18 protein-coding genes are annotated in these 19,467 nt (G+C 32.0%); 3 read left to right on the top strand and 15 right to left on the bottom strand.

Going from position 1 to position 19,467, the window contains the following annotated elements; genetic code table 11:
* Positions 1 to 446 precede the first annotated feature (446 nt).
* On the top strand, positions 447 to 1,400 hold the full coding sequence (locus tag MEFER_RS00220; protein WP_012794909.1) for a tetratricopeptide repeat protein: 954 nt from the start codon (positions 447 to 449) through the stop codon (positions 1,398 to 1,400).
* Between the two features lie 8 nt (positions 1,401 to 1,408).
* Here the strand turns inward: MEFER_RS00220 and dph5 are convergent, their stop codons facing one another.
* Entirely contained in the window at positions 1,409 to 2,182 is a 774-nt protein-coding gene (gene dph5, locus MEFER_RS00215; RefSeq protein WP_012794908.1) for a diphthine synthase, read from the bottom strand.
* An 85-nt stretch (positions 2,183 to 2,267) separates the two neighbouring features.
* Between dph5 and MEFER_RS00210 the strand changes: the two genes are divergently transcribed.
* Complete coding sequence (locus MEFER_RS00210; protein WP_012794907.1) at positions 2,268 to 3,431, top strand: cation:proton antiporter; 1,164 nt, start codon at positions 2,268 to 2,270, stop codon at positions 3,429 to 3,431.
* Positions 3,432 to 4,035: 604 nt separating this feature from the next.
* Here the strand turns inward: MEFER_RS00210 and ilvD are convergent.
* The 14 genes from ilvD to MEFER_RS00140 all read right to left on the bottom strand — a co-directional run bounded on the left by ilvD (position 4,036) and on the right by MEFER_RS00140 (position 18,529).
* Entirely contained in the window at positions 4,036 to 5,697 is a 1,662-nt protein-coding gene (gene ilvD / locus MEFER_RS00205) for a dihydroxy-acid dehydratase (RefSeq protein ID WP_012794906.1), read from the bottom strand.
* Positions 5,698 to 5,742: 45 nt separating this feature from the next.
* Positions 5,743 to 6,249 carry an Isopropylmalate/citramalate isomerase small subunit gene (gene leuD, locus MEFER_RS00200; protein WP_012794905.1) on the bottom strand — a complete coding sequence of 169 codons (507 nt, stop codon included), beginning with the start codon at positions 6,247 to 6,249 and terminating at the stop codon, positions 5,743 to 5,745.
* A 56-nt stretch (positions 6,250 to 6,305) separates the two neighbouring features.
* A complete protein-coding gene (gene thrC, locus MEFER_RS00195; RefSeq protein ID WP_012794904.1) occupies positions 6,306 to 7,523 on the bottom strand; it encodes a threonine synthase in 1,218 nt (405 codons plus the stop codon).
* 60 nt (positions 7,524 to 7,583) lie between these two features.
* Positions 7,584 to 9,536 carry a methionine--tRNA ligase gene (metG, locus tag MEFER_RS00190; protein ID WP_012794903.1) on the bottom strand — a complete coding sequence of 651 codons (1,953 nt, stop codon included), beginning with the start codon at positions 9,534 to 9,536 and terminating at the stop codon, positions 7,584 to 7,586.
* Between the two features lie 16 nt (positions 9,537 to 9,552).
* On the bottom strand, positions 9,553 to 10,635 hold the full coding sequence (locus tag MEFER_RS00185; protein ID WP_012794902.1) for a DNA double-strand break repair nuclease NurA: 1,083 nt from the start codon (positions 10,633 to 10,635) through the stop codon (positions 9,553 to 9,555).
* A 31-nt stretch (positions 10,636 to 10,666) separates the two neighbouring features.
* A complete protein-coding gene (locus tag MEFER_RS00180; RefSeq protein WP_012794901.1) occupies positions 10,667 to 11,902 on the bottom strand; it encodes a translation initiation factor IF-2 subunit gamma in 1,236 nt (411 codons plus the stop codon).
* A 175-nt stretch (positions 11,903 to 12,077) separates the two neighbouring features.
* Entirely contained in the window at positions 12,078 to 12,470 is a 393-nt protein-coding gene (locus tag MEFER_RS00175) for a 30S ribosomal protein S6e (RefSeq protein WP_012794900.1), read from the bottom strand.
* 244 nt (positions 12,471 to 12,714) lie between these two features.
* Complete coding sequence (locus MEFER_RS00170) at positions 12,715 to 12,909, bottom strand: DUF2116 family Zn-ribbon domain-containing protein (RefSeq protein ID WP_012794899.1); 195 nt, start codon at positions 12,907 to 12,909, stop codon at positions 12,715 to 12,717.
* 2 nt (positions 12,910 to 12,911) lie between these two features.
* Positions 12,912 to 13,592: a UMP kinase gene (gene pyrH / locus MEFER_RS00165; protein ID WP_012794898.1), complete on the bottom strand. Its 681-nt coding sequence runs from the start codon at positions 13,590 to 13,592 to the stop codon at positions 12,912 to 12,914.
* Positions 13,593 to 13,752: 160 nt separating this feature from the next.
* Positions 13,753 to 13,956: a histone family protein gene (locus MEFER_RS00160; protein WP_012794897.1), complete on the bottom strand. Its 204-nt coding sequence runs from the start codon at positions 13,954 to 13,956 to the stop codon at positions 13,753 to 13,755.
* A gap of 81 nt (positions 13,957 to 14,037) precedes the next feature.
* Positions 14,038 to 15,087: a THUMP domain-containing protein gene (locus MEFER_RS00155; RefSeq protein WP_012794896.1), complete on the bottom strand. Its 1,050-nt coding sequence runs from the start codon at positions 15,085 to 15,087 to the stop codon at positions 14,038 to 14,040.
* A gap of 3 nt (positions 15,088 to 15,090) precedes the next feature.
* Positions 15,091 to 16,014, bottom strand: a complete 924-nt coding sequence (cofD, locus tag MEFER_RS00150) for a 2-phospho-L-lactate transferase (protein ID WP_012794895.1) — start codon at positions 16,012 to 16,014, stop codon at positions 15,091 to 15,093.
* A gap of 4 nt (positions 16,015 to 16,018) precedes the next feature.
* Entirely contained in the window at positions 16,019 to 17,200 is a 1,182-nt protein-coding gene (locus tag MEFER_RS00145; RefSeq protein ID WP_012794894.1) for an MJ1255/VC2487 family glycosyltransferase, read from the bottom strand.
* A 12-nt stretch (positions 17,201 to 17,212) separates the two neighbouring features.
* A complete protein-coding gene (locus tag MEFER_RS00140; protein ID WP_012794893.1) occupies positions 17,213 to 18,529 on the bottom strand; it encodes a helix-turn-helix transcriptional regulator in 1,317 nt (438 codons plus the stop codon).
* Positions 18,530 to 18,609: 80 nt separating this feature from the next.
* Between MEFER_RS00140 and MEFER_RS00135 the strand changes: the two genes are divergently transcribed.
* Positions 18,610 to 19,458: a protein translocase subunit SecF gene (locus tag MEFER_RS00135; protein WP_012794892.1), complete on the top strand. Its 849-nt coding sequence runs from the start codon at positions 18,610 to 18,612 to the stop codon at positions 19,456 to 19,458.
* The last annotated feature ends 9 nt before the right edge of the window (positions 19,459 to 19,467 follow it).

Genomic DNA, 19,467 nt, shown 5'->3' with positions numbered 1-19,467 from the left:
TTTTTGGTGGGGAGTATTTTCTGTTTTTATAAATCTTCTCTATTTTTACAAGTTTCGCAAAAAAAAATCATTTTTATCAATAAATACTTAGGTTTCTTTTTATTCCCCATTATGACAGCACGATTTTAATCCTAAAAACTTTGAATATTACAATTTTATTGGACAATATAAACTCCATTTTATTAAGATTTTACATATTTTTAACAATATTTGTTCCATTAATTTTGAAATACCATCCAAAAATGCTTTTAATGGGTTTATATCAGCATTGTTATTCCACAATAGTTTAACAACTCTTTCGAAAGGTTGAATCCCAAACTATTTATAGGAATTAAATTAATATTATTGTTAATTAAGTGCTGTGGTCATAATGGATTCATGTTTTTCAATGATTATTAAGGCATAACAAATTACTTATCCCACATTACCAATCAAGTGTGATTAAAATGAATTATGATGATATAACAAAAACGCTAGAAGTATTAAAAAATGTTGTTAATGCACTGGAATGTGCAGATAAAGGAAATTTTGATAAAGCGTTAGAATACTTAGAAAAAGTTCAGAAGGTTGATAAAAACAATCCTTTAGTATTGTATATAAAAGGAATTGTATTAAAACTTAAAGGAGACATAGAAGATGCAGTGAAATATTTTGAATACTTAGAAACTATTGAAAAAACATCTCTATTGTCTTTGGGAAATCTCATATGTCTAACATTTGTAAAGGGCGAGTATGAAAAAACCTTAAAATACATTGATAAGTTATCAAAACTCTCCAACTCATGTTATTTATCTCCATTTCATAAGGCATTAATTTATATGGAATTTGGAGAGTACGACAAAGCACTTGAAGTTCTTGATGAATTTTTAAAGATATATCCAAATCTAACTTCAATTTTAAGAGAGAAGGCGATAATATTAGAAAATCTTGGGAGGTTGGATGAAGCATTAGAATGCGCAAATAAAATATTAAAAATCAGAAGAAATGACGCTTATGTGTGGTATTTAAAGGGGAGGATTTTAAAGAAACTTGGAAATATAAAAGAAGCGTTAGATGCTTTGAAAATAGCGATAAATTTAAATGAAAATCTAATACATGTTTATAAAGATATTGCCTATTTAGAATTGGCAAATAATAACTATGAAGATGCATTAAGCCACATAAATAAATATTTAGAAAAATATCCAAATGACGTTGAAGCAAAATTTTACTTAGCTTTGATATACGAAAATCTTAATAAAATTGAAGATGCATTAAAAATCTATGATGAAATAATTAATGAAAATCCCGAAAATAAATTGTTGGTAAGTTCATCTATATTAAATAAAGCGAAATTATTGGAAAGACTTGGGAAGTTAGATGAGGCAATTAACGAATACAACAAATTATTTGAAAGTTAAACCAAATTTTAAATATTTTCACATAAATACTTTAACGCATCTTCTTCCATAAAATGAAGCTTTCCTGGGATTATTATACAATGTAATGGTTTTCCAAAATCATAATTAATTAAATATTTTATTTTTCCATAAACAAGCTTTGGTTTCAAACTTCCAGCTCTTGCTACAACAACAGCCTTTGTATCTTCACTTATGACATTTTCCTTCTTCCTATTTTCAAGCTCTAAAAGCACTTTCAACCCTTCATTTGCCGTCATGAACCTTTTTTCATTTTCATCAACTCTAATATCTAATAAGCAAAGAGTATGCAATCCCCTCTCCAAATTTTCTTTTATTATATTGTATGGAGTTTCTGGAAAGTAATTTTCTTCTGGAAACACGATTGAAGCGGTTCTACCAAATTTATACAATTGAAGCCCAGTAATTCCTACTGCTGAATAGATGGATGGAGCGTTTATTATTAAAACCTCAACCCCTTTCTTTTTTGCCTCTATAGCTAAATCTACATGTGTTGTGGCAACCATTGGATCTCCAGCAGTTAAAAACATTATATCTTTATCCTTTGCCTCTTCTATCAACTTATACCCATCATATTCAACCTCTTTCCTGCTCAAAACATGAATCTTTTTGCCTAAAACTTCTTCTATCTTTTCTATTGTAGTTCCAGTTAGAACTGCTGTATAAAATTCAGCATAAATTTTATCTGCCTTTTTAGCAAATTTTAGTGTTTTTAGAGTCATATCGTTTTCATCATAGAGTCCCAAACCTGCCAAAATCAACATACTATCACCAATTTCTGTTTAAGCAAAAGGATTATATAATATAATACCCTTTTAATTTAAAAACTAAAATCTTAGTGGTGAAGGAATGGAAGGTTATTATTATGTATTCTTTATAGTGTTGTCGATAATCTTCATTATTCCAAATCTGTTGAAGAAATTTAACATTCCAGCCATAACATCGATTATGATTGCAGGGATTATAATAGGGCCTTATGGGTTAAATATATTGCAAGTAGATGAAACACTAAAAGTGTTTGCAGATTTTGGAGCAATTATGTTAATGTTTTTAGCTGGTCTAGAAGTTGATAATGAAACTTTAAGAGAAGAATTTAAAAATTCTCTAGTTTTAACTTTTTTCTCGTTATTAATTCCTGGTTTAGGAGGGTATTTAATTGGGCAGTATTTAGGTTTAGGATTTATTGGCAGTTTGCTTTACAGTGTAATATTTGCATCCCATTCTGTAGCCATTGTTTATGCTCTATTGGATGAGTTAAAGATGGTAAAAACTAGATTGGGAACCATAATTTTAAGTGCTACCATAACTGTTGATTTGCTCACCCTCCTTTTGCTGTCAGTTGTTATAAAGTTGGGAACTGGTGGAGAAGATATAGGGATGTTTTTATTGAAAGTATTTTTATACATTGGGGCTTTGCTTTTAGCTATCCCTCTCCTATCTAAATACATTCTTGGCATATTTGAAAAACTTCATGCTCAAAGAATACACTTTGTCCTATCCATTATATTTATTGCCATAATACTTGGGGAAGTTATTGGAATTCATCCAATAGTGGGGGCGTTTATTTGCGGCGTTGCCGTTAGTGAGGCTTTAACTAAAGAAGAGCACGACGAATTATTAAACAAAAATTTAAACGCAATTGGTTATGGTTTATTTATACCAATATTCTTCTTAGTTTTAGGTATGGAAACAAACATTGGGGTTATATTTGATTTAAGCAATTTAGAGCTATTATTAATAACATTAGTTTCAGCTGTGACATTGAAGTTTTTCTCTGGCTTTATAGCTTTGAAAATTTTAGGTTTTGATAGGGTAAAAAACACTATTGGAGGTTTATTAACAATCCCAAAAATTTCAGCATCTTTAGTGGCTGCATCAATCGGAAAAGAGCTTGGTTTAATAGGAAATGAAATATTTGTAACAATCGTTGCTTTATCGGTGATAACAGCTACACTAACTCCAATACTTACAAAAAATGTGTTTATTGCAAAATGTAAAAAAGTTAAAAATTGATTTTTTATTTTCTTAGATTTCATTTCGTACCTGTCTGATTTTAACATTTGAAAAACAGTAAAAAATATAATGTTTAAAAAACTCTTTCCTACCGAGACGGTCTGATTTTAACTTAAGGAAAAAACGATAGAACACAGCTTTTATATTGTTATAAAATTTCCATTTCGTTCTGGTCTGATTTTAACCAAATGATATAATTGTGAAACAACAAAAACAACAAAACGGAGGGACAATAATTCCCATACCGTTCCGGTCTGATTTTAACAGGGCAATTATTTGAGATAAGCACATTTTTAACACTCATAATATTTATGCTTTACTCTACCCTATAAGTCGAGGGTACTTAACCCCATTTGTTTATATACCTCTGCACATATATAAATTTTGCTTTTTAGAACTAAAAAAGAATTTTAAAGCAATTATTTTTTAAAATATAATTTATTTGTTGTGGAAATATGCCTTAAAAGATAATTAACTAAAATCTTTTAAAAAATCTTAATATTTTAATTAATTCAAATACTTAATACCCTTCGAAATTCAATAAAAAACCTTAAAATCTAAAAATAAAATTTATCCAGCGAGATAATCTAAAAATACAATCTTATTAATCATACTTTAAAACAGCCCCTTCATCTGCTGAGCTTACAAGCTTAGCATATCTTGCCAAATAACCTTTTTTGACTTTTGGCTCAGGTTTTTTCCATTTTGCCAATCTTTCTTTAATTTCCTCTTCATCTAAAGCTAAATCCAATTTTTTATTTATCATATCTATTTTAATAATATCCCCATCTTCAACTATTGCTATAGGTCCTCCAGCCATTGCTTCTGGAGAGACGTGCCCAATGCAAGGCCCTCTACTTCCTCCACTAAACCTTCCATCGGTAATTAAAGCAACTGAATCGTCCAAGCCCATCCCACATATTGCTGATGTAGGGGCTAACATCTCTCTCATTCCAGGCCCTCCTGCAGGCCCCTCATACCTAATAACTACAACATCTCCCTTCTCAATCTCTCCACCCAATATCGCATCAACTGCCTCTTCCTCACTATCAAATACTCTTGCAGGCCCTTCGTGTTTATACATCTTTGGATTTACAGCCCCAATTTTAACTACTGCCCCATTAGGTGCTAAACTTCCTTTCAATATTCTTAAACCAGCAGTTTCATGGACTGGATTGTCAATTGGTCTAATAACGCTATGGTCAATGTATTTAACCCCTCTGATAATCTCTTCAACTGTCTTTCCACTAACTGTTAAACATTCTTTGTGTATTTTTTCCTCTAAAACTTTTAAAACTGCTGGAATTCCTCCAGCTCTATGTAAATCAATCATGAAATGTTCTCCTCCAGGTCTTAAAGAAGCTATGTGCGGAACTTCATCACTAAGTCTATCAAAGTCATCCAAAGTTATGAATTTTGGCTTTATCTCATTTGCTATTGCTGGAATGTGCAAGGTTGTGTTTGTTGAACCTCCTAAAGCTAAGTCTACCAAAATAGCGTTTTCAAATGCTTCTTTAGTTAATATCTTATCTGGAGTTATATTATTTCTAACTAAATCAACTATCCTCATCCCACTTCTCTTAGCTATTCTTATTTTTTCAGCAGTTGTTGCATGAGATGTGGCACAGTAAGGGAGGGATAATCCCATAGCCTCAGTTAAACATGCCATTGTGTTTGCTGTGAATAAACCTGCACAGCTACCAGCTCCCGGACATGCAATATCTTCAATCTCTTTAAGCTCTTCTTCAGTAATTTTTCTTGCTGCACAAGCTCCAACCCCTTCAAATACGCTGATTAAATCATACTTCTCTCCTTTAAACTCTCCAGGAAACATCGGACCCCCAGTAACAACTATAAATGGTAGTCCAGTCCTTATAGCTCCCATTATCATTCCAGGAACTATCTTATCACAGCTTGGAATTAAAACTAATCCATCAAATCCATGAGCTTTGGCCATACTTTCCACAGTATCTGCAATAATCTCCCTTGATGGTAGGGAGTATTTCATCCCCTCATGTCCCATCGCAATTCCATCGCATATAGCCATTGTGTTGAATTCAAAGGCTGTTCCTCCATTAGCGTAGATACCTTTTTTTACTGCATCAGCTACTTCTCTTAAATGAATATGTCCTGGAACTACTTCAGTAAAGCTATTAACAACTCCAATAAAAGGCCTCTCTATCTCTTCATCTGTATATCCACATGCTTTTAATAAACTCCTATTTGGAGCTCTTTTTAACCCTTTTTTTACATTATCACTTATCATATTATCCCCTCAAAATAAAAATAAATTAAAAATAATAAAATAAAATTACTGAGTTTCAGCCATCTTTTTCTTTAAGTAAGGCATTAATCCTCCAGCCTCTAAAATTTCCATCATAAACTCTGGCAATTTATTACCTTTTAAAACCTCTCCAGTAGTTAAGTTTTTAATCTCTCCAGTTTCTAAATTAACCTCCAATTCATCTCCTTCATTAACCTTCTCTGAAATTCCTTTACATTCAATTAATGGTAATCCAACGTTGATGGCGTTTCTGTAAAATATTCTTGCAAAACTCTCAGCAATAACACAGCTAATTCCAGCTCCTTTTAATCCCAATGGAGCATGTTCTCTACTTGAACCGCATCCAAAGTTCTTGCCCCCAACTATTATATCTCCAGGCTTAACTTTCTTTGGAAATTCAGGGTCTGCCCCAGTCATGACAAATTGAGCTAATTCCTCTGGTTTTGTATAAACTAAGTATCTTGCTGGCAATATGGCATCCGTATCTATGTTATCTCCAAATTTCCAGACCCTTCCTTTTATTACACTCTGCATAATCTCACCCAGAATTTTTTGAATAGAGATATGCAACTATCAAATAAATAATTTGCTTACAACTCCTTCAAAATTCTTTTTAAAACTTCAAGATCACATTCAATTTTTATTGGCTCTTCACTTGCTCTTATTGCCGCGTCAGGGTCTTTTAAACCATGTCCAGTTGTTATACAAACAATTCTTTCATCTCTGTCAATAACTCCATCTTCCAATAACTTTTTCAGTCCAGCTATTGATGAAGCTGAAGCAGGTTCAACAAATATTCCTTCTCTCCTTGCCAACAACTTTTGAGCTTCAACAATCTCTTCATCTGTAACTGCTTCAGCATAACCTCCAGATGAGTATATCGCATCTAAAGCCTTTGGAGCATTTACAGGATTTCCAATCCTTATAGCTGTTGCAATTGTTTCTGGATTTTTGTATGGAATGATATCCTTAGCTTTCTTTTTAAATGCTTCAACAATTGGCTTAGCACCTTCCGCCTGAATTCCAGTCATTTTTGGTAACTCATCTGTAATACCTGTTATTTCAAATTCCTTAAATCCTTTCCATATAGCTGAGATGTTTCCAGCATTACCTACAGGGACTATAACTCTATCTGGAACCTCCCAGTTTAATTGGTCGCATATCTCAAAGGCTATTGTCTTCTGCCCCTCTAATCTAAATGGGTTTATTGAATTTAGCAAATAGATTAATTTTTCCTTTGCCAACTGTTTAACCATATCTAATGCATCGTCAAAGTTTCCTTTAACCTGAATAACTTTAGCCCCATAAAACATTGCCTGGGCTAATTTTCCTAAAGCTACTTTCCCTTCCGGCAATAGAACTATACACTTCTTCCCACTTCTTGCTGAGTAAGCGGCTAAAGAGGCAGAGGTATTCCCAGTTGAAGCACAGCCAACAACATCAACTTCCAATTCATTAGCCCTTGTTACACCAACGGTCATTCCCCTATCTTTAAAGCTTCCAGTTGGGTTAGCCCCCTCATTTTTCACATAGAGTTCTTTAACTCCCAACTCTTCCTCTAAGTTTTTACATCTGTATAATGGCGTTCCTCCCTCATGCAAAGTAACGATTTTACTTTCATCTTTTACTGGCAAATACTCTAAGTATCTCCAAACGCCAATCTCTCTTTCCCTTAATTTTTCTTTTGAGACTTTGTCCTTTATTTCTTCGTAGTCATAAACAATTTCCAATAAACCTCCACACTCGCATGTATAAACAATCTCATCAACATCGTAAGTTTTTCCACACTTTATACATTTTTGTAACATTCCATCACCCCAAATATAAAATAAAAATAATAAAATAAATGAAAAATAAAAATTTTGAAATTATCTGACTTTACTACCTGCCTTTATGTCCTTATCGACTGTTAATAAGCTAACGTTTCCTTCGTCATCTTCAGCCGCTAAAATCATCCCTTCAGATAAAACTCCACACAACTTAGCTGGTTTTAAATTACAAACAACTATAACTTTCTTACCCACTAAATCTTCAGGTTTGTAGTAATCTTTTATTCCTGAAACTATCTGCCTCTTTTCATCTCCTAAATCAACTATCAATTTTAATAATTTTTTTGATTTTGGTATATCTTCAGCTTCAACAACTTCTCCAACTCTTAAATCAATTTTTTCCAAATATGTTATGTCTATCTGCTCCATTTTTTCTCCTCCTTTTTCTTCTACTTTATTCTCATAAAGTTTTTTCTTCATCTCTCCTATCTTTTTGTCATCTATTTTCTTAAATACAATTTTTGGCTTCTTCAGCTCATTTCCTCTTAAGTTCAAATCAAGCTCTTCATTCATCAAATCTAACAATGCTAAGGATTTTTTAGGCATGTATGGGTAGAGCAAATAAACGAGAGTTTTTACTGTCTTACAGCAGGTATATAATATTTCCTCCAATCTATTTTCATCATCAACAGCCCATGGCTCCATCTTCTGGAAGTAGCTGTTTCCTTCAATGGCAAGATGTAGTATATTAACTAAAGCATCTCTAAACTTAAAGCTTCTTATGTTTTTATCAACAGCTTCAATTGTTTCTTCACATTTCTTTAATAGATTTTTATCCTCTTCCTTCAATCTACTTTCATCGACTATTGGAACTTTTTTAAACTTTCTATGTGTGAATGTTAAAACCCTATGGGTGAAGTTTCCAATTATGTTTATAAGCTCATTATTTATTTTATTTTTGAAGTCATCAAATGAGAAATCACAATCTTTGTATAGAGGAGCTGACATGACTAAATAGTATCTTAAATAATCAGCATCAAAGTTTTTAACGAAATCTTTTACCCAAACTACCCATCTTTTACTTGTACTCATCTTTCTTCCTTCTAAAGTGAGATAGCCTCCACTAACTACTGCAGTTGGTAAATTGTAATCTCCATGAGCGATTAGCATTCCAGGCCAGAAGACAGCATGATGAACGGTTATATCCTTTCCAATGAAGTGGTAAATCTTTGTGTCCTTCTCTAACCAATATTTTTTCCAAACATCCCCTAACATCTTTGTAAATGAGATGTAGCCAATAGGAGCTTCTAACCAAACATACATTACCTGATTAGTTCCTGGAATTGGAACTCCCCAGCTTATATCCCTTGAAATATCCCAATCATGAAGCTCTTTAATCCAATTCAACGCCATGTTTTTAACGTGCTCTGGCATTTCTTCAGCGTTTTTTATATACTCTTCCAACTCTTCTTTCAAAGCACTTAATTTAAAGAAATAGTGTTTTGTTTTCCTAATTTCCGGCTTTCCTTTGCAGATTACACAATAAGGGTCTTTTAATTCAAAAGGCTCTAAATGTCTTCCACAAACTTCACAATGGTCTCCTCTTGCTTCTCCACCACAGTATGGACAGATACCTTCAACATACCTATCTGGAAGGAATTTTTTACATTTTGGACAGTAAAACTGCTCTATCTCTTTTTCATAAATATAGCCATTCTCTTTTAGCTTTAGATAAAATTCTTGGGCAGTTTCAATATGTATTTGGCTATGGGTTTTACCAAACGCATCAAACTCTACTCCCAATAAATCTAAATCCTCTTTAATCTCATTGTGATACTTTTCAACAATCTCTTCTGGGCTTTTTCCTTCTTTTTCAGCAGTCAATGTTATTGGAACACCATGGTTGTCGGTTCCACCAACGTGGATAGCCTCTTCTCCTCTCAACTTTAGATATTTACACATAATGTCTGCTGGGATGTAAGTACTTCTTGCATGCCCTAAGTGTAATGGACCGTTAGTGTAAGCTAAGGCAGTGGTTATTAAATATCTCATCCTCTCCCTCCTTTAACTAAAATTTCTTTTTCTTTCCCAATATGTGCCTTGCAATTGGATCATCTATATTAAGCATTTTAGCAATTGATTGCAGTTTTTTATTGGTTATTTCAACAGTTTCATGGGATTTTTTTAATATATATGGGTAACCATTTACGGATATCTCTTTTAGGGATGATAAAACATCTTTATCAATTTTATTAAAGCTCGTTATCCCTACTACTCCGCAGTTATCTTCCAATCTCACAAATTGTATGTATGCAGTTTCAATATTGCCGTTATATTCATTTATAAAGTTTATTCCTTTCATTACACTACTTAACTGGCTATGCCCTTCTCCTTTTTTCTTTCCAAGCATTTTTATAAAGTTTATTGGTGTTGAGTACCCTTCTTTATTGGTAAATTTTGTAAAAACTGCTATATCAGGGATTTCTGCATTAAAATAAATATTTATTTTGGATGTTTTTGAAATTCCAATCAACTTATCTTTAAATTCTTTTAAAAGTTTAGTTAGCGTTACCATATACTCAGCATGCTCAACCAACAACTTATCTTCTCTATCCAACTCCAAATCTTTTGATATAATGCCAATCTCTCCACTTTTTAGCTCTTCATCAATTTTTTTATCTAACTCTTTCTTATATTCCTTATATATTGAATCAAACTTATTTTTATCAGCTTTATCAATGTTTGTCTTTGCAAATATTAATAATGAAAATAAAGAGCCGTCTATTATGTAATAATCAATATCATAGTTTTTAAGCGTATATAATGCTGTCTTTAACTCCAAAGTTAGCATGTAAGTTCTTAACTTGGTTTCAATATCCAATGGGTGGGAGATATCGAAAATATAAGTATCTTTAGTTTTTTTGATTTTTTCGCCAATTTTATGCCTAAAGCTAACTGCTCCAACTCCAAAAAATGAAAATGATATGTAATCTATATGGTTGTAGCTACCATCCCCACCAGCGAAGCTCATTTCAATTGGTTTATCAAAGTTATCCTCAATCCAATACTCATTAATATTATAAGATAACCCATTAATTTTTTCCATTTTTTTAATAATCTGCTCTTTATTTTTTAAGAGATGTTCAATCATTAGTAATCCCTCAATTTAAATAAAAAAATATTTAGCCTTCAATAGTTCCATAGCCAATTAACCTCCACCTTGACCCAACTCTTCTGCTTATAGCTACTCTATCTCCAATTTCAGCACAGATTGGAAGCTTTAATTTTATATCTGCAATATCTCCTCTTGCTGATGTTATAACTCCTGCGGTTGTAGCAGTTCCAATGTTTAGCATTAAAACCTCTCCCGTCTTCAATGGCTCTATTTGTAACTCCTCCTTAGTTCCCACAACCCTATCTAACAAATTGGCTTTTATTGTTATCTTCTCCCTAATAGGTGGGAGAGTTCCAGGCAATCCTACAACGCTTCCAGTTAATGCGTCTGATTTTGTTAAGTATGGGTCTAATGTTGTTCCAACTCCAATTAATCCTCCCGGATGGGCTTTTCTAATTATAGTGTTTCCAGCGGCTAATGAAACGATCTTTGTAGTTAATGGCTTCCAGAAAGTTTTATTTCCTTCAGTTACTTTAATTCCAGGTCTTATTTCAATCTCATCTCCAACCTTAAACACTCCCTGAATAATTGCCCCTCCCAAAACTCCTCCTTTTAAATCTTTAATCTTAGTTCCTGGCTTGTTTATGTCAAAACTTCTTGCAACGTACATTCTTGGAGTTGCATCAGGGTCTCTTTCAGGTGTTGGAATAAAGTCCTGTATTGCCTTTAACAAAACATCAATGTTTGCTTCATGATGAGCTGAGATTGGAATTATTGGAGCATTTTCAGCAATAGTTCCTTTAACAAATTCTTTTATTTGTTCATAGTTCTCTTCAGCCTGCTTTTCATCTACTAAATCAATCTTGTTTTGGACAATTATAATCTTATCAATTCCTAAAATCTCCAAAGCCATTAAGTGTTCTTTTGTTTGTGGTTGAGGACATGGTTCATTGGCAGCAATAACCAAAATTGCCCCATCCATTAAAGAAGCTCCAGAAAGCATTGTAGCCATCAAAGTTTCATGCCCTGGGGAATCAACGAAAGAAACCTTTCTTAAAAACTCTGTCTCAGCTAAACAGTTTGGACATCTTGGTTTTGTTGTGTAAGTTCCGCATTGTGGGCATCTTCTTATCTCACAGTCAGCATATCCTAATCTAATTGAAATTCCTCTTCTCAACTCCTCACTATGTCTGTCTGTCCAAACTCCTGTTAATGCTTTTGTTAAACTTGTTTTTCCATGGTCAACGTGTCCAACCATTCCAATATTCACTTCTGCCTGTTTAGTTTGTTTTTTCTTTGCCATAATTATCCCCCGTAAATCTTACTTATTTATCTGTAAAATAGTATTTTCCTATTTTTATAATTTTAGCTTATAACAAAATAGTCAAAAAACTCTCTCAACTAAAATGGCTAAAAATTTAATTATAAATAAATGAAAATAAAAAATAAGATTTTTGAAATCTGATTTATTTTATATTTTACTCTTGAGCTTCTCCTCCTTCTAATCCTAACAATTCAGGAATTGATTTCTCTCCGTATTCAACAACTTTTACATTAATTTGAACAATATCAGGAGCTATTGTGTTTCCTCTAACTGTTTTTCTTCTTCTTTCTCCTTTTCTTTTTGGTTTAAATCCTGGTGGAGCACTTAATAAAACTCTAACCTTTCTACTTCCGTGAATGTCAGGTCTCATTGGGAAACCGCTTGAGTCTGTTCCTCCTGTTATCTGCAATTTGTATCCTTCTAAACCTAAAATTTTTCCATCAAAGACTTCTCCAATTTTTTTACCAACTAATGGTGTGTTGTCTGCTTCAATTTGGTAGCATCTTCCTGTTTTTGGGTCTGCAACTACGAATTTTGCTGTTGGCATACTACTACCTCCTATATTATTTTTACTTTTATTTTTTTAATTTTTAAATTAATTTAAGTTCAATAAAACAGGTTTTATCAATTTTTATTTTTTCACCCTATGCCTCCCCAGCTTCATCATTTTCCTACCCCTTTGGGGTCAAAGGGGCAGAAACTCCACTGGGTCATCGACGCGTCCCAACTCCTTAAGGAGTCAGGACAATAGTCGTTAATTAATTGAGATTAATATCTTAAATAATTTTTGGTTACATCTTCAGCGCTATTGTTATAATATAATATAAGATGATAAGCACTGCAATAGCTAAAAACATGTATTGGGTTCTCATCAACCTCTTTCTTCTTTGCATATACTCAATTTTACATTTTTCTGAGCAGAAAACTTGGTCTGGTGGAATTGAAATACCACAATTTAAACAGTGTCTATGCTTTGGAATCTCCATAATTATCCCTCAATTATTGTTCCATTTATTATTCCTTTGCTAACATTTAAAAGTTCTTCAGGAGTTCCTTTAACAACTGCCACTTTTAACCTTGCTCTTTCGATAATCTTAGCAGCCAATAAATCAACAACTGATGAAGAACCAGCTTTTAATGAGGAAGATAAAGCCAAATCAACGAGTTGTTTAGCACTCATTTTATCAAACTTTTTAGCATCTTCATATTTATTTGGGTCTTTATCATAGACTCCATCAACATTCGTCCCTATGACCAATAAATCAGCATTTATAAACTCTGCTAATGAGGCAGCTACAGCATCTGTTGTGTGTCCAGGATGAGTTCCACCCATAACAGGTATTTTTCCTAAGTTTAAAATTAATTCTGCCTCTTCAAATGATGTAGGAACTTTTTTTATACTGTAATCTCCTAAAGCTGTAATCAAAATCATTGCATTCATTCTTGTAGCCATTATTCCCAATTCATCACAAAAACCCTCATTAGCTCCCAATTCTCTTGCTATACCTATATATTCCCTCGCTGTTCTTCCTCCTCCAACAACTATAGCCACTTCGTGCCCTTCATCTTTAATCTTTTTAAAAGTGTTGGCATATTCTTTAATTTTTTCAACATTTGCCCCTTCTTTTGGCATTACAACCGAGCCACCTAAATCAAAAACAATCCTCATCCTCTCACCAGATTCTCATTAAAAGAGTCTCTAATATCAAATCAAAATACCGCTATTTAATCTTAATTATATTTAGTTCCAAATATTTAAATATTTTTATTAATATGCACAAAAAATAAAAAGGTGTACTATTATTATAGATATAATGTAAGTTATACATCTACCCCCTCAATGCAGCCTTCACATCTTCAACTTTTACAGTCTTTCTCTTTGCGTGCTTAGCTAAATCGACTGCTTTCTTAGAAATATCTAAGGCAATTTGTTCTAAAGCTTCAGCAAAATATTTCCCTGCTTCTTCGCTAACTCTCTTAGCACCAGCCTTCTTCAATATCCTTACACATGGAGCAACTGGAAGCTCAGCCATAATACCACCTCAGAGCTTTACATTTTTAGTTTTTACAATAGAAGTATATATATTTTTCGGGATATTCTGCAATACTTCCCCCTACAATTTTTTGAGTATTAGTGTGAGTTCGTTTTTGGTATTAGCCTTTAAATTAATTATCTTAAATAATTCAATATTTTTATATTGGTCTAAAATTTTTAACACCTGATTTAAATCTTCCTTTTTAGTCTCCAAATTTCTCGCTTTTAGTGTATGAATTATATATCCACCACTTTTTAAATATTTTGCAAATTTTAACGTTAAAAATATTGATTCATCAGGATATAAGTTTGTGTCATTAGTTATTAAATCAATCTCCTCATCGATATCTTTTTCAAAATCTACATCTTCAGCTCTCTTTTTTATATGGATTATGTTTTTTGCTTTTACCTTTAATTCTCCAGTATCTATGGCATAAACCTTTTTAGCTTTTTTTGATAACATCTTTGCCCATCCACCTGGAGCTGAACCGATATCAACAACACAGTTTAAATTTTCAAATATAAATGGGAATTTTTCCATTAACTCTTGCATTTTCCTTTCTGAACGGTTTAATGGTCTTTCAACGTATCTTTTTAAGTTTTTTAAATTTCTTATATTCTCTTCAATAACAAACTCATTGAAATTGTTGTAGAATATTGAAATATAGCTCTTATTTTGTAGAATTTCAATATTTATTTTAAAATCCCAATTTTTCAAATCAACTTTAAGATTCAAATCTTTAAAATTATCTAAGATATATCTTCCAATAACTCTTTCAATGTCTTCACTTGTAAATTTATGACTCCCTCTCCTATTGCATCTAACCACAAAAGACTTATTTTTTAATTTTTCTTTCTTTTCATTTATTAAAGATAAAACTGCCTTTTTTATCTCATCAATATCTGTTTGGCATTCTATTTCTAAAGGAATTAATCTAAATAAAAATTTTAAATTTGATTTATTTTCTTTAACAACTTCTAAAAAATCGTAAGGATTTGAAGATAAAACTATTAAAATTCCTCTAAATGGAGTCCATAAAATTTTCTTTTTTATTGGTATTTTATTTAACTCCTCCCTCAGCTGGGGCTCAAATCCTGGTTTTGTAGTTGTTAAGGCTACTGGTTTCATAAATTATCCACTGCAGAATTCAATAATATTCTTTGCCAACCTAACTTTATCATCCAATGTTTTCATGATTGTGTTTGTTATTAAAACCTTGCATGGTATCTCTTTTGCCATATCTTTATCAACGGTGTCAATAACTAAAATATCAACTATATCTTTATAAAATTCATAAACCCCTTTAACAGAGACCTCATAACCCTTTGCTTTCATCAATTTGCCTGCAGGACCTGAAACTGCGGAATCTCCAACTATTGGGGAGACAACAACAACCTTTTTATCTTTTAATAAATCTTTCATACCATTTAAGCTTAAAATTGGCCCTATGGAAGTTATAGGATTTGAGGGGCCGATAATGATAAGCTCACTGTTATTTATAGCTTCAACAGCCTTTTCACATGGCTTTGCATATAAAGAGTTTTCATAAATCACATCTAAAACCTCAACTTCTCCTCTCCTCTTAACCCAAAAATCATGGAATTTTAATAAGTCAGTTTTTCCATCAACTTTTGCCAAAATTTTTGTTTCAACTCTATCATCGGTCATTGGAATAATTTTTGCTTTAATTCCTAAAGCTTCTCTCTCCATATCTACAACTTCTGAGAGATTATAACCTCTTTTTAAATAATAAGTTTTATGCATCTTCAAAGCCCTATCTTTATCTCCTATTCTTAAAACCTCATCAAATCCAAGCTTTTTTAACTGCTCATGAGTGTGGAAGGTATCTCCTCTAACTCCATACCATGTCTCTTCATTTATTAAATCAGATAGTGTATAGAGGACGGTATCAACATCTGGTGATAAGTATAAATCCCCTATCCATGTATCTTCACCAGTATTTACAACAACAGCCAATTTTTCATTATCAACAACTTTTTTTAAGCCCTGTAATAACTTTGGTGTCCCTGTTCCCCCTGACAATACTGTTATCATCAAATCACCTAATCTTCAATTTAATCTTATTGATTAGCTTGTTAGTTATTCTATCTGTTAAGTAGTATTTCCTTAAATTGCTTTTTGTTTCAAAGAAATCGTCTATTATTTTTTTGATATTTTTCTTTCCATTGTATTTTTTTGCAAGTTCTTTCATCTTTAAGGCGTTTCTTTTATACATCCTCATGTTTTTTATATCAAATATCGCCTCTTCCAGTCTGTATAGCTCTTTGTAGGATAAAGCTATTCCGCAACCCAGTTCATGAACTTTTTTGGCATTATTCCCCTGCTCAGGATGGTCTAAATCTGGAATAACAATTAACGGTTTTCCAAATGATAGAGCTTCCATTATCGTTGAATGTCCACCATGTGATACAACAATCTCAGCATTTTTTATAAGTTCTTTCATATTGGTTGTTATAGGGATTATCTCAATATTTTTATTCTTATATGACTTCAATTTCAAGTCATTTTTTATCTTTTTAGCTACTTCATAACACCCACATACGAGTTTAACATTAAGGTTATTTTTTAAGGCAATGTTTCCAAGTTCTTCAAGGATCTTGTATCTATATTCAAACCCACCGATAACGCTCAATATATAACCTTCAACATTGTCAACGTTATCAACATCATATCTAATTAAAGGCCCAATAAACTCCATATTTTTTATAATTTTTAAGTTGTATTCACATATTGTATATGGTGGAGGAAAATCTGGAACTACAAATTTTTCACATTTCTCATGTATAACATTTAAAGCTTTCATTGTTGGATAGACAATTAAATCAGTTTTTAATTTGTATCTTGTATAGTTTTGATTGCTTATACAAATAACTGGCTTTTTTAAAAGTTTTGCAGCTACAATTGTGCTATATTTGCAATCAGAAATAACCAAATCAGGGTTATATCCCTTTATAATTTCAATCTCTCTTTCAATAGCCTTTCTTGGGCTGTATTCTTTATTGAATATAGTTGAAGTTATATCAAACTTCCCATCCTTTCCTTTTAATTTTATCTCTGGAAATGTCTCAAAAACTTTAAAATTGTATTTTTCAATGAAATCTTTACTTTTACCATAAGCAACATAGGCAATTTCATAATCATCTTTTAAAGCTTCACCAATTGCTACGCATCTTGTTGTATGCCCAAAGCCCTCCCCACAAACCGATATTAAGATTTTCATAGTCTCACCAAATTATAAGAGCTTTTTACTATCTTCTGTTAAGGTTAATTTATTTATTCTTCCTATTTTTTCCTTTCTTATGATTTTTCTATCCTCTAATTCAGATATAATTCTTGAAACTTTTGGTTTGCTCATTCCAGTAATTTCTACAATCTCTTTTTGGGTTATATGTCCGTGCTTTTTTATTAAATCAATTATAGTTTTTTCATCTTCAGTTAAAAAGTCCCATAAAACCCCTTTCTTTAATTCTATGTCCTTTTGTATGATTTCATTTAATTCTCTAACCTTATCTTTTAGTTCTTTATTTTCCTTTTCTAAAGCTTTAACGTATTCACTTAACGAATCAATTTTTTCTTTATAATTGGCATTTTCATCCACAAGATTTTTTATCCTACTCTCATATTCTGAAATTCTCTCATTTAATACACCAATAATCTCGTCTTTGCTTAATAAGTTTTTATTAGCCTTATTTAATTCCTCTTCCAAATCTTTTATTATTTCTGTAGCGTTTTTAACTTCGTCTTCTTTTTCTTTTAATTTATTTTTTAACTTATCTAACTCATTTTTTATATTTTTATTTTCTTCCACAATCCTATTTTTGGACGTTCTCTCCATAACGAACAATGCTCCAAGTAATATGGTCCCAAATACTGTGATTATTAGAAGATATTTTAAATTACTGCTAATAGCTGGATGTTCTATGATATTCTGTGAAGGATATGAGACAAAGGAATATTTTACAGCAACTGTAAAGGTTATTTCTTTATCTAGGGATAAATCCCAAATGATAATTTGGTGTTTCCCGTCTGTAGTTATTTTATACCCAGAAGGTGTTACAAGCAAAGTTCCCTGTGGTGATAATATAACCGCCCCTGGAGGAAGAACTACTTTTATTTCAGCATTTTTTGCAGGGATTGGAAAGTTGAGGATAAGCTGTTTAACGTCATTTTTCGTCCAAATTGCATCAGTAACGAAACAATTAATTGATATATTTGTAGATTCAGTAGGCATTATGGGTTTTTCGAGCTCTATCGTAATCTTAGTAACTCCTTGGTCATATAAAGCACTATATCCCCTAACACCATTAGGAGAGTTTATTGTAAAGTTTCTGATATTTTGAGGGATAGTATAAGTTACAGAGCTTAAATTTTCATTTTCGTTATTGTAAATTATCATAGTTATTGTTTCGTTTATTGTATCGTCAGGATTGACAATACATTCAATATCTACCCTCTCAATGGTGTATGCCAAAGACAAATTTGCAAATAAAAAGAACAAAAATAAAAACATTACAAATTTTTTTGGTCTAATAGGTATCACCTTATCCATAAGGATATTAATATTTATATTACTTCACTGCATATAAAAAAGTTTGTTTTGTATGGATAAAATATTAAGGGGTTGGAACAATGCTAAAAGATTATAGACTGTCAATAGCTATACCCTTAGCCCTTCTCATATTATCAATTTTGTTGATAGGTTTTAAGGGAATTCCAAAAAGTATAGATATTACAGGAGGAACGGAGATAACGATTAAAGTTAATAACGATATGGATATAACCAGTTTAAAAAACAGTCTTAACAACATTGCTGAAATAAAAAAGCTAAAAGCAGCTGATGGATATTATATAGTTGTTAGATGTAAAACTGAAGATGTTGATATTGTAAAACAAAAAATTAAAGAATTTTTTAATGTGGATAGATTGGATAAATTAAATTACTCTGAAAAAACAATTGGAGCTACTTTAAGCTCTAAATTCTTTGAAGAAGGACTTAAAGCTATTTCATTTGCGTTCATATTCATGGCTATAGCTGTTTATTTTGCATTCAGAAACCCAATAGCGAGTGGAGTTATTATATTGTCTGCACTTTCAGATTTAATTATGGCTTTGGGGGCTATGAGCTTATTTAACATTGAGCTTTCCTCTGCAACAATAGCCGCTCTATTAATGGTTATTGGTTATAGTGTGGATTCAAATATCCTACTAACTACAAGAGTGCTAAAAAGATTATCAAAAAGCTTTGATGAAACAGTTAAAGAAGCTATGAAAACAGGACTAACTATGACATTCACTACAATCTCTGCAATGCTGATATTATTGATTGTTGTAAAACTCTTTATCCCAGTTGCTGATATATTGGCAAATATAGCAACAGTTTTAATATTTGCATTGGTTGCAGATATCTTAAATACATGGTTATTGAACGCTGGAATATTAAGATACTACATAACCGAATACAGAGCTAAAAAGATTTAAAAAATAGGT

It is taken from the genome of Methanocaldococcus fervens AG86 (assembly GCF_000023985.1).
GTDB lineage: Archaea > AGJL01 > Methanococci > Methanococcales > Methanocaldococcaceae > Methanocaldococcus > Methanocaldococcus fervens.
Note: the sequence above shows the minus strand (reverse complement) of the source record. Positions and strands in the feature narration are given on the sequence as shown.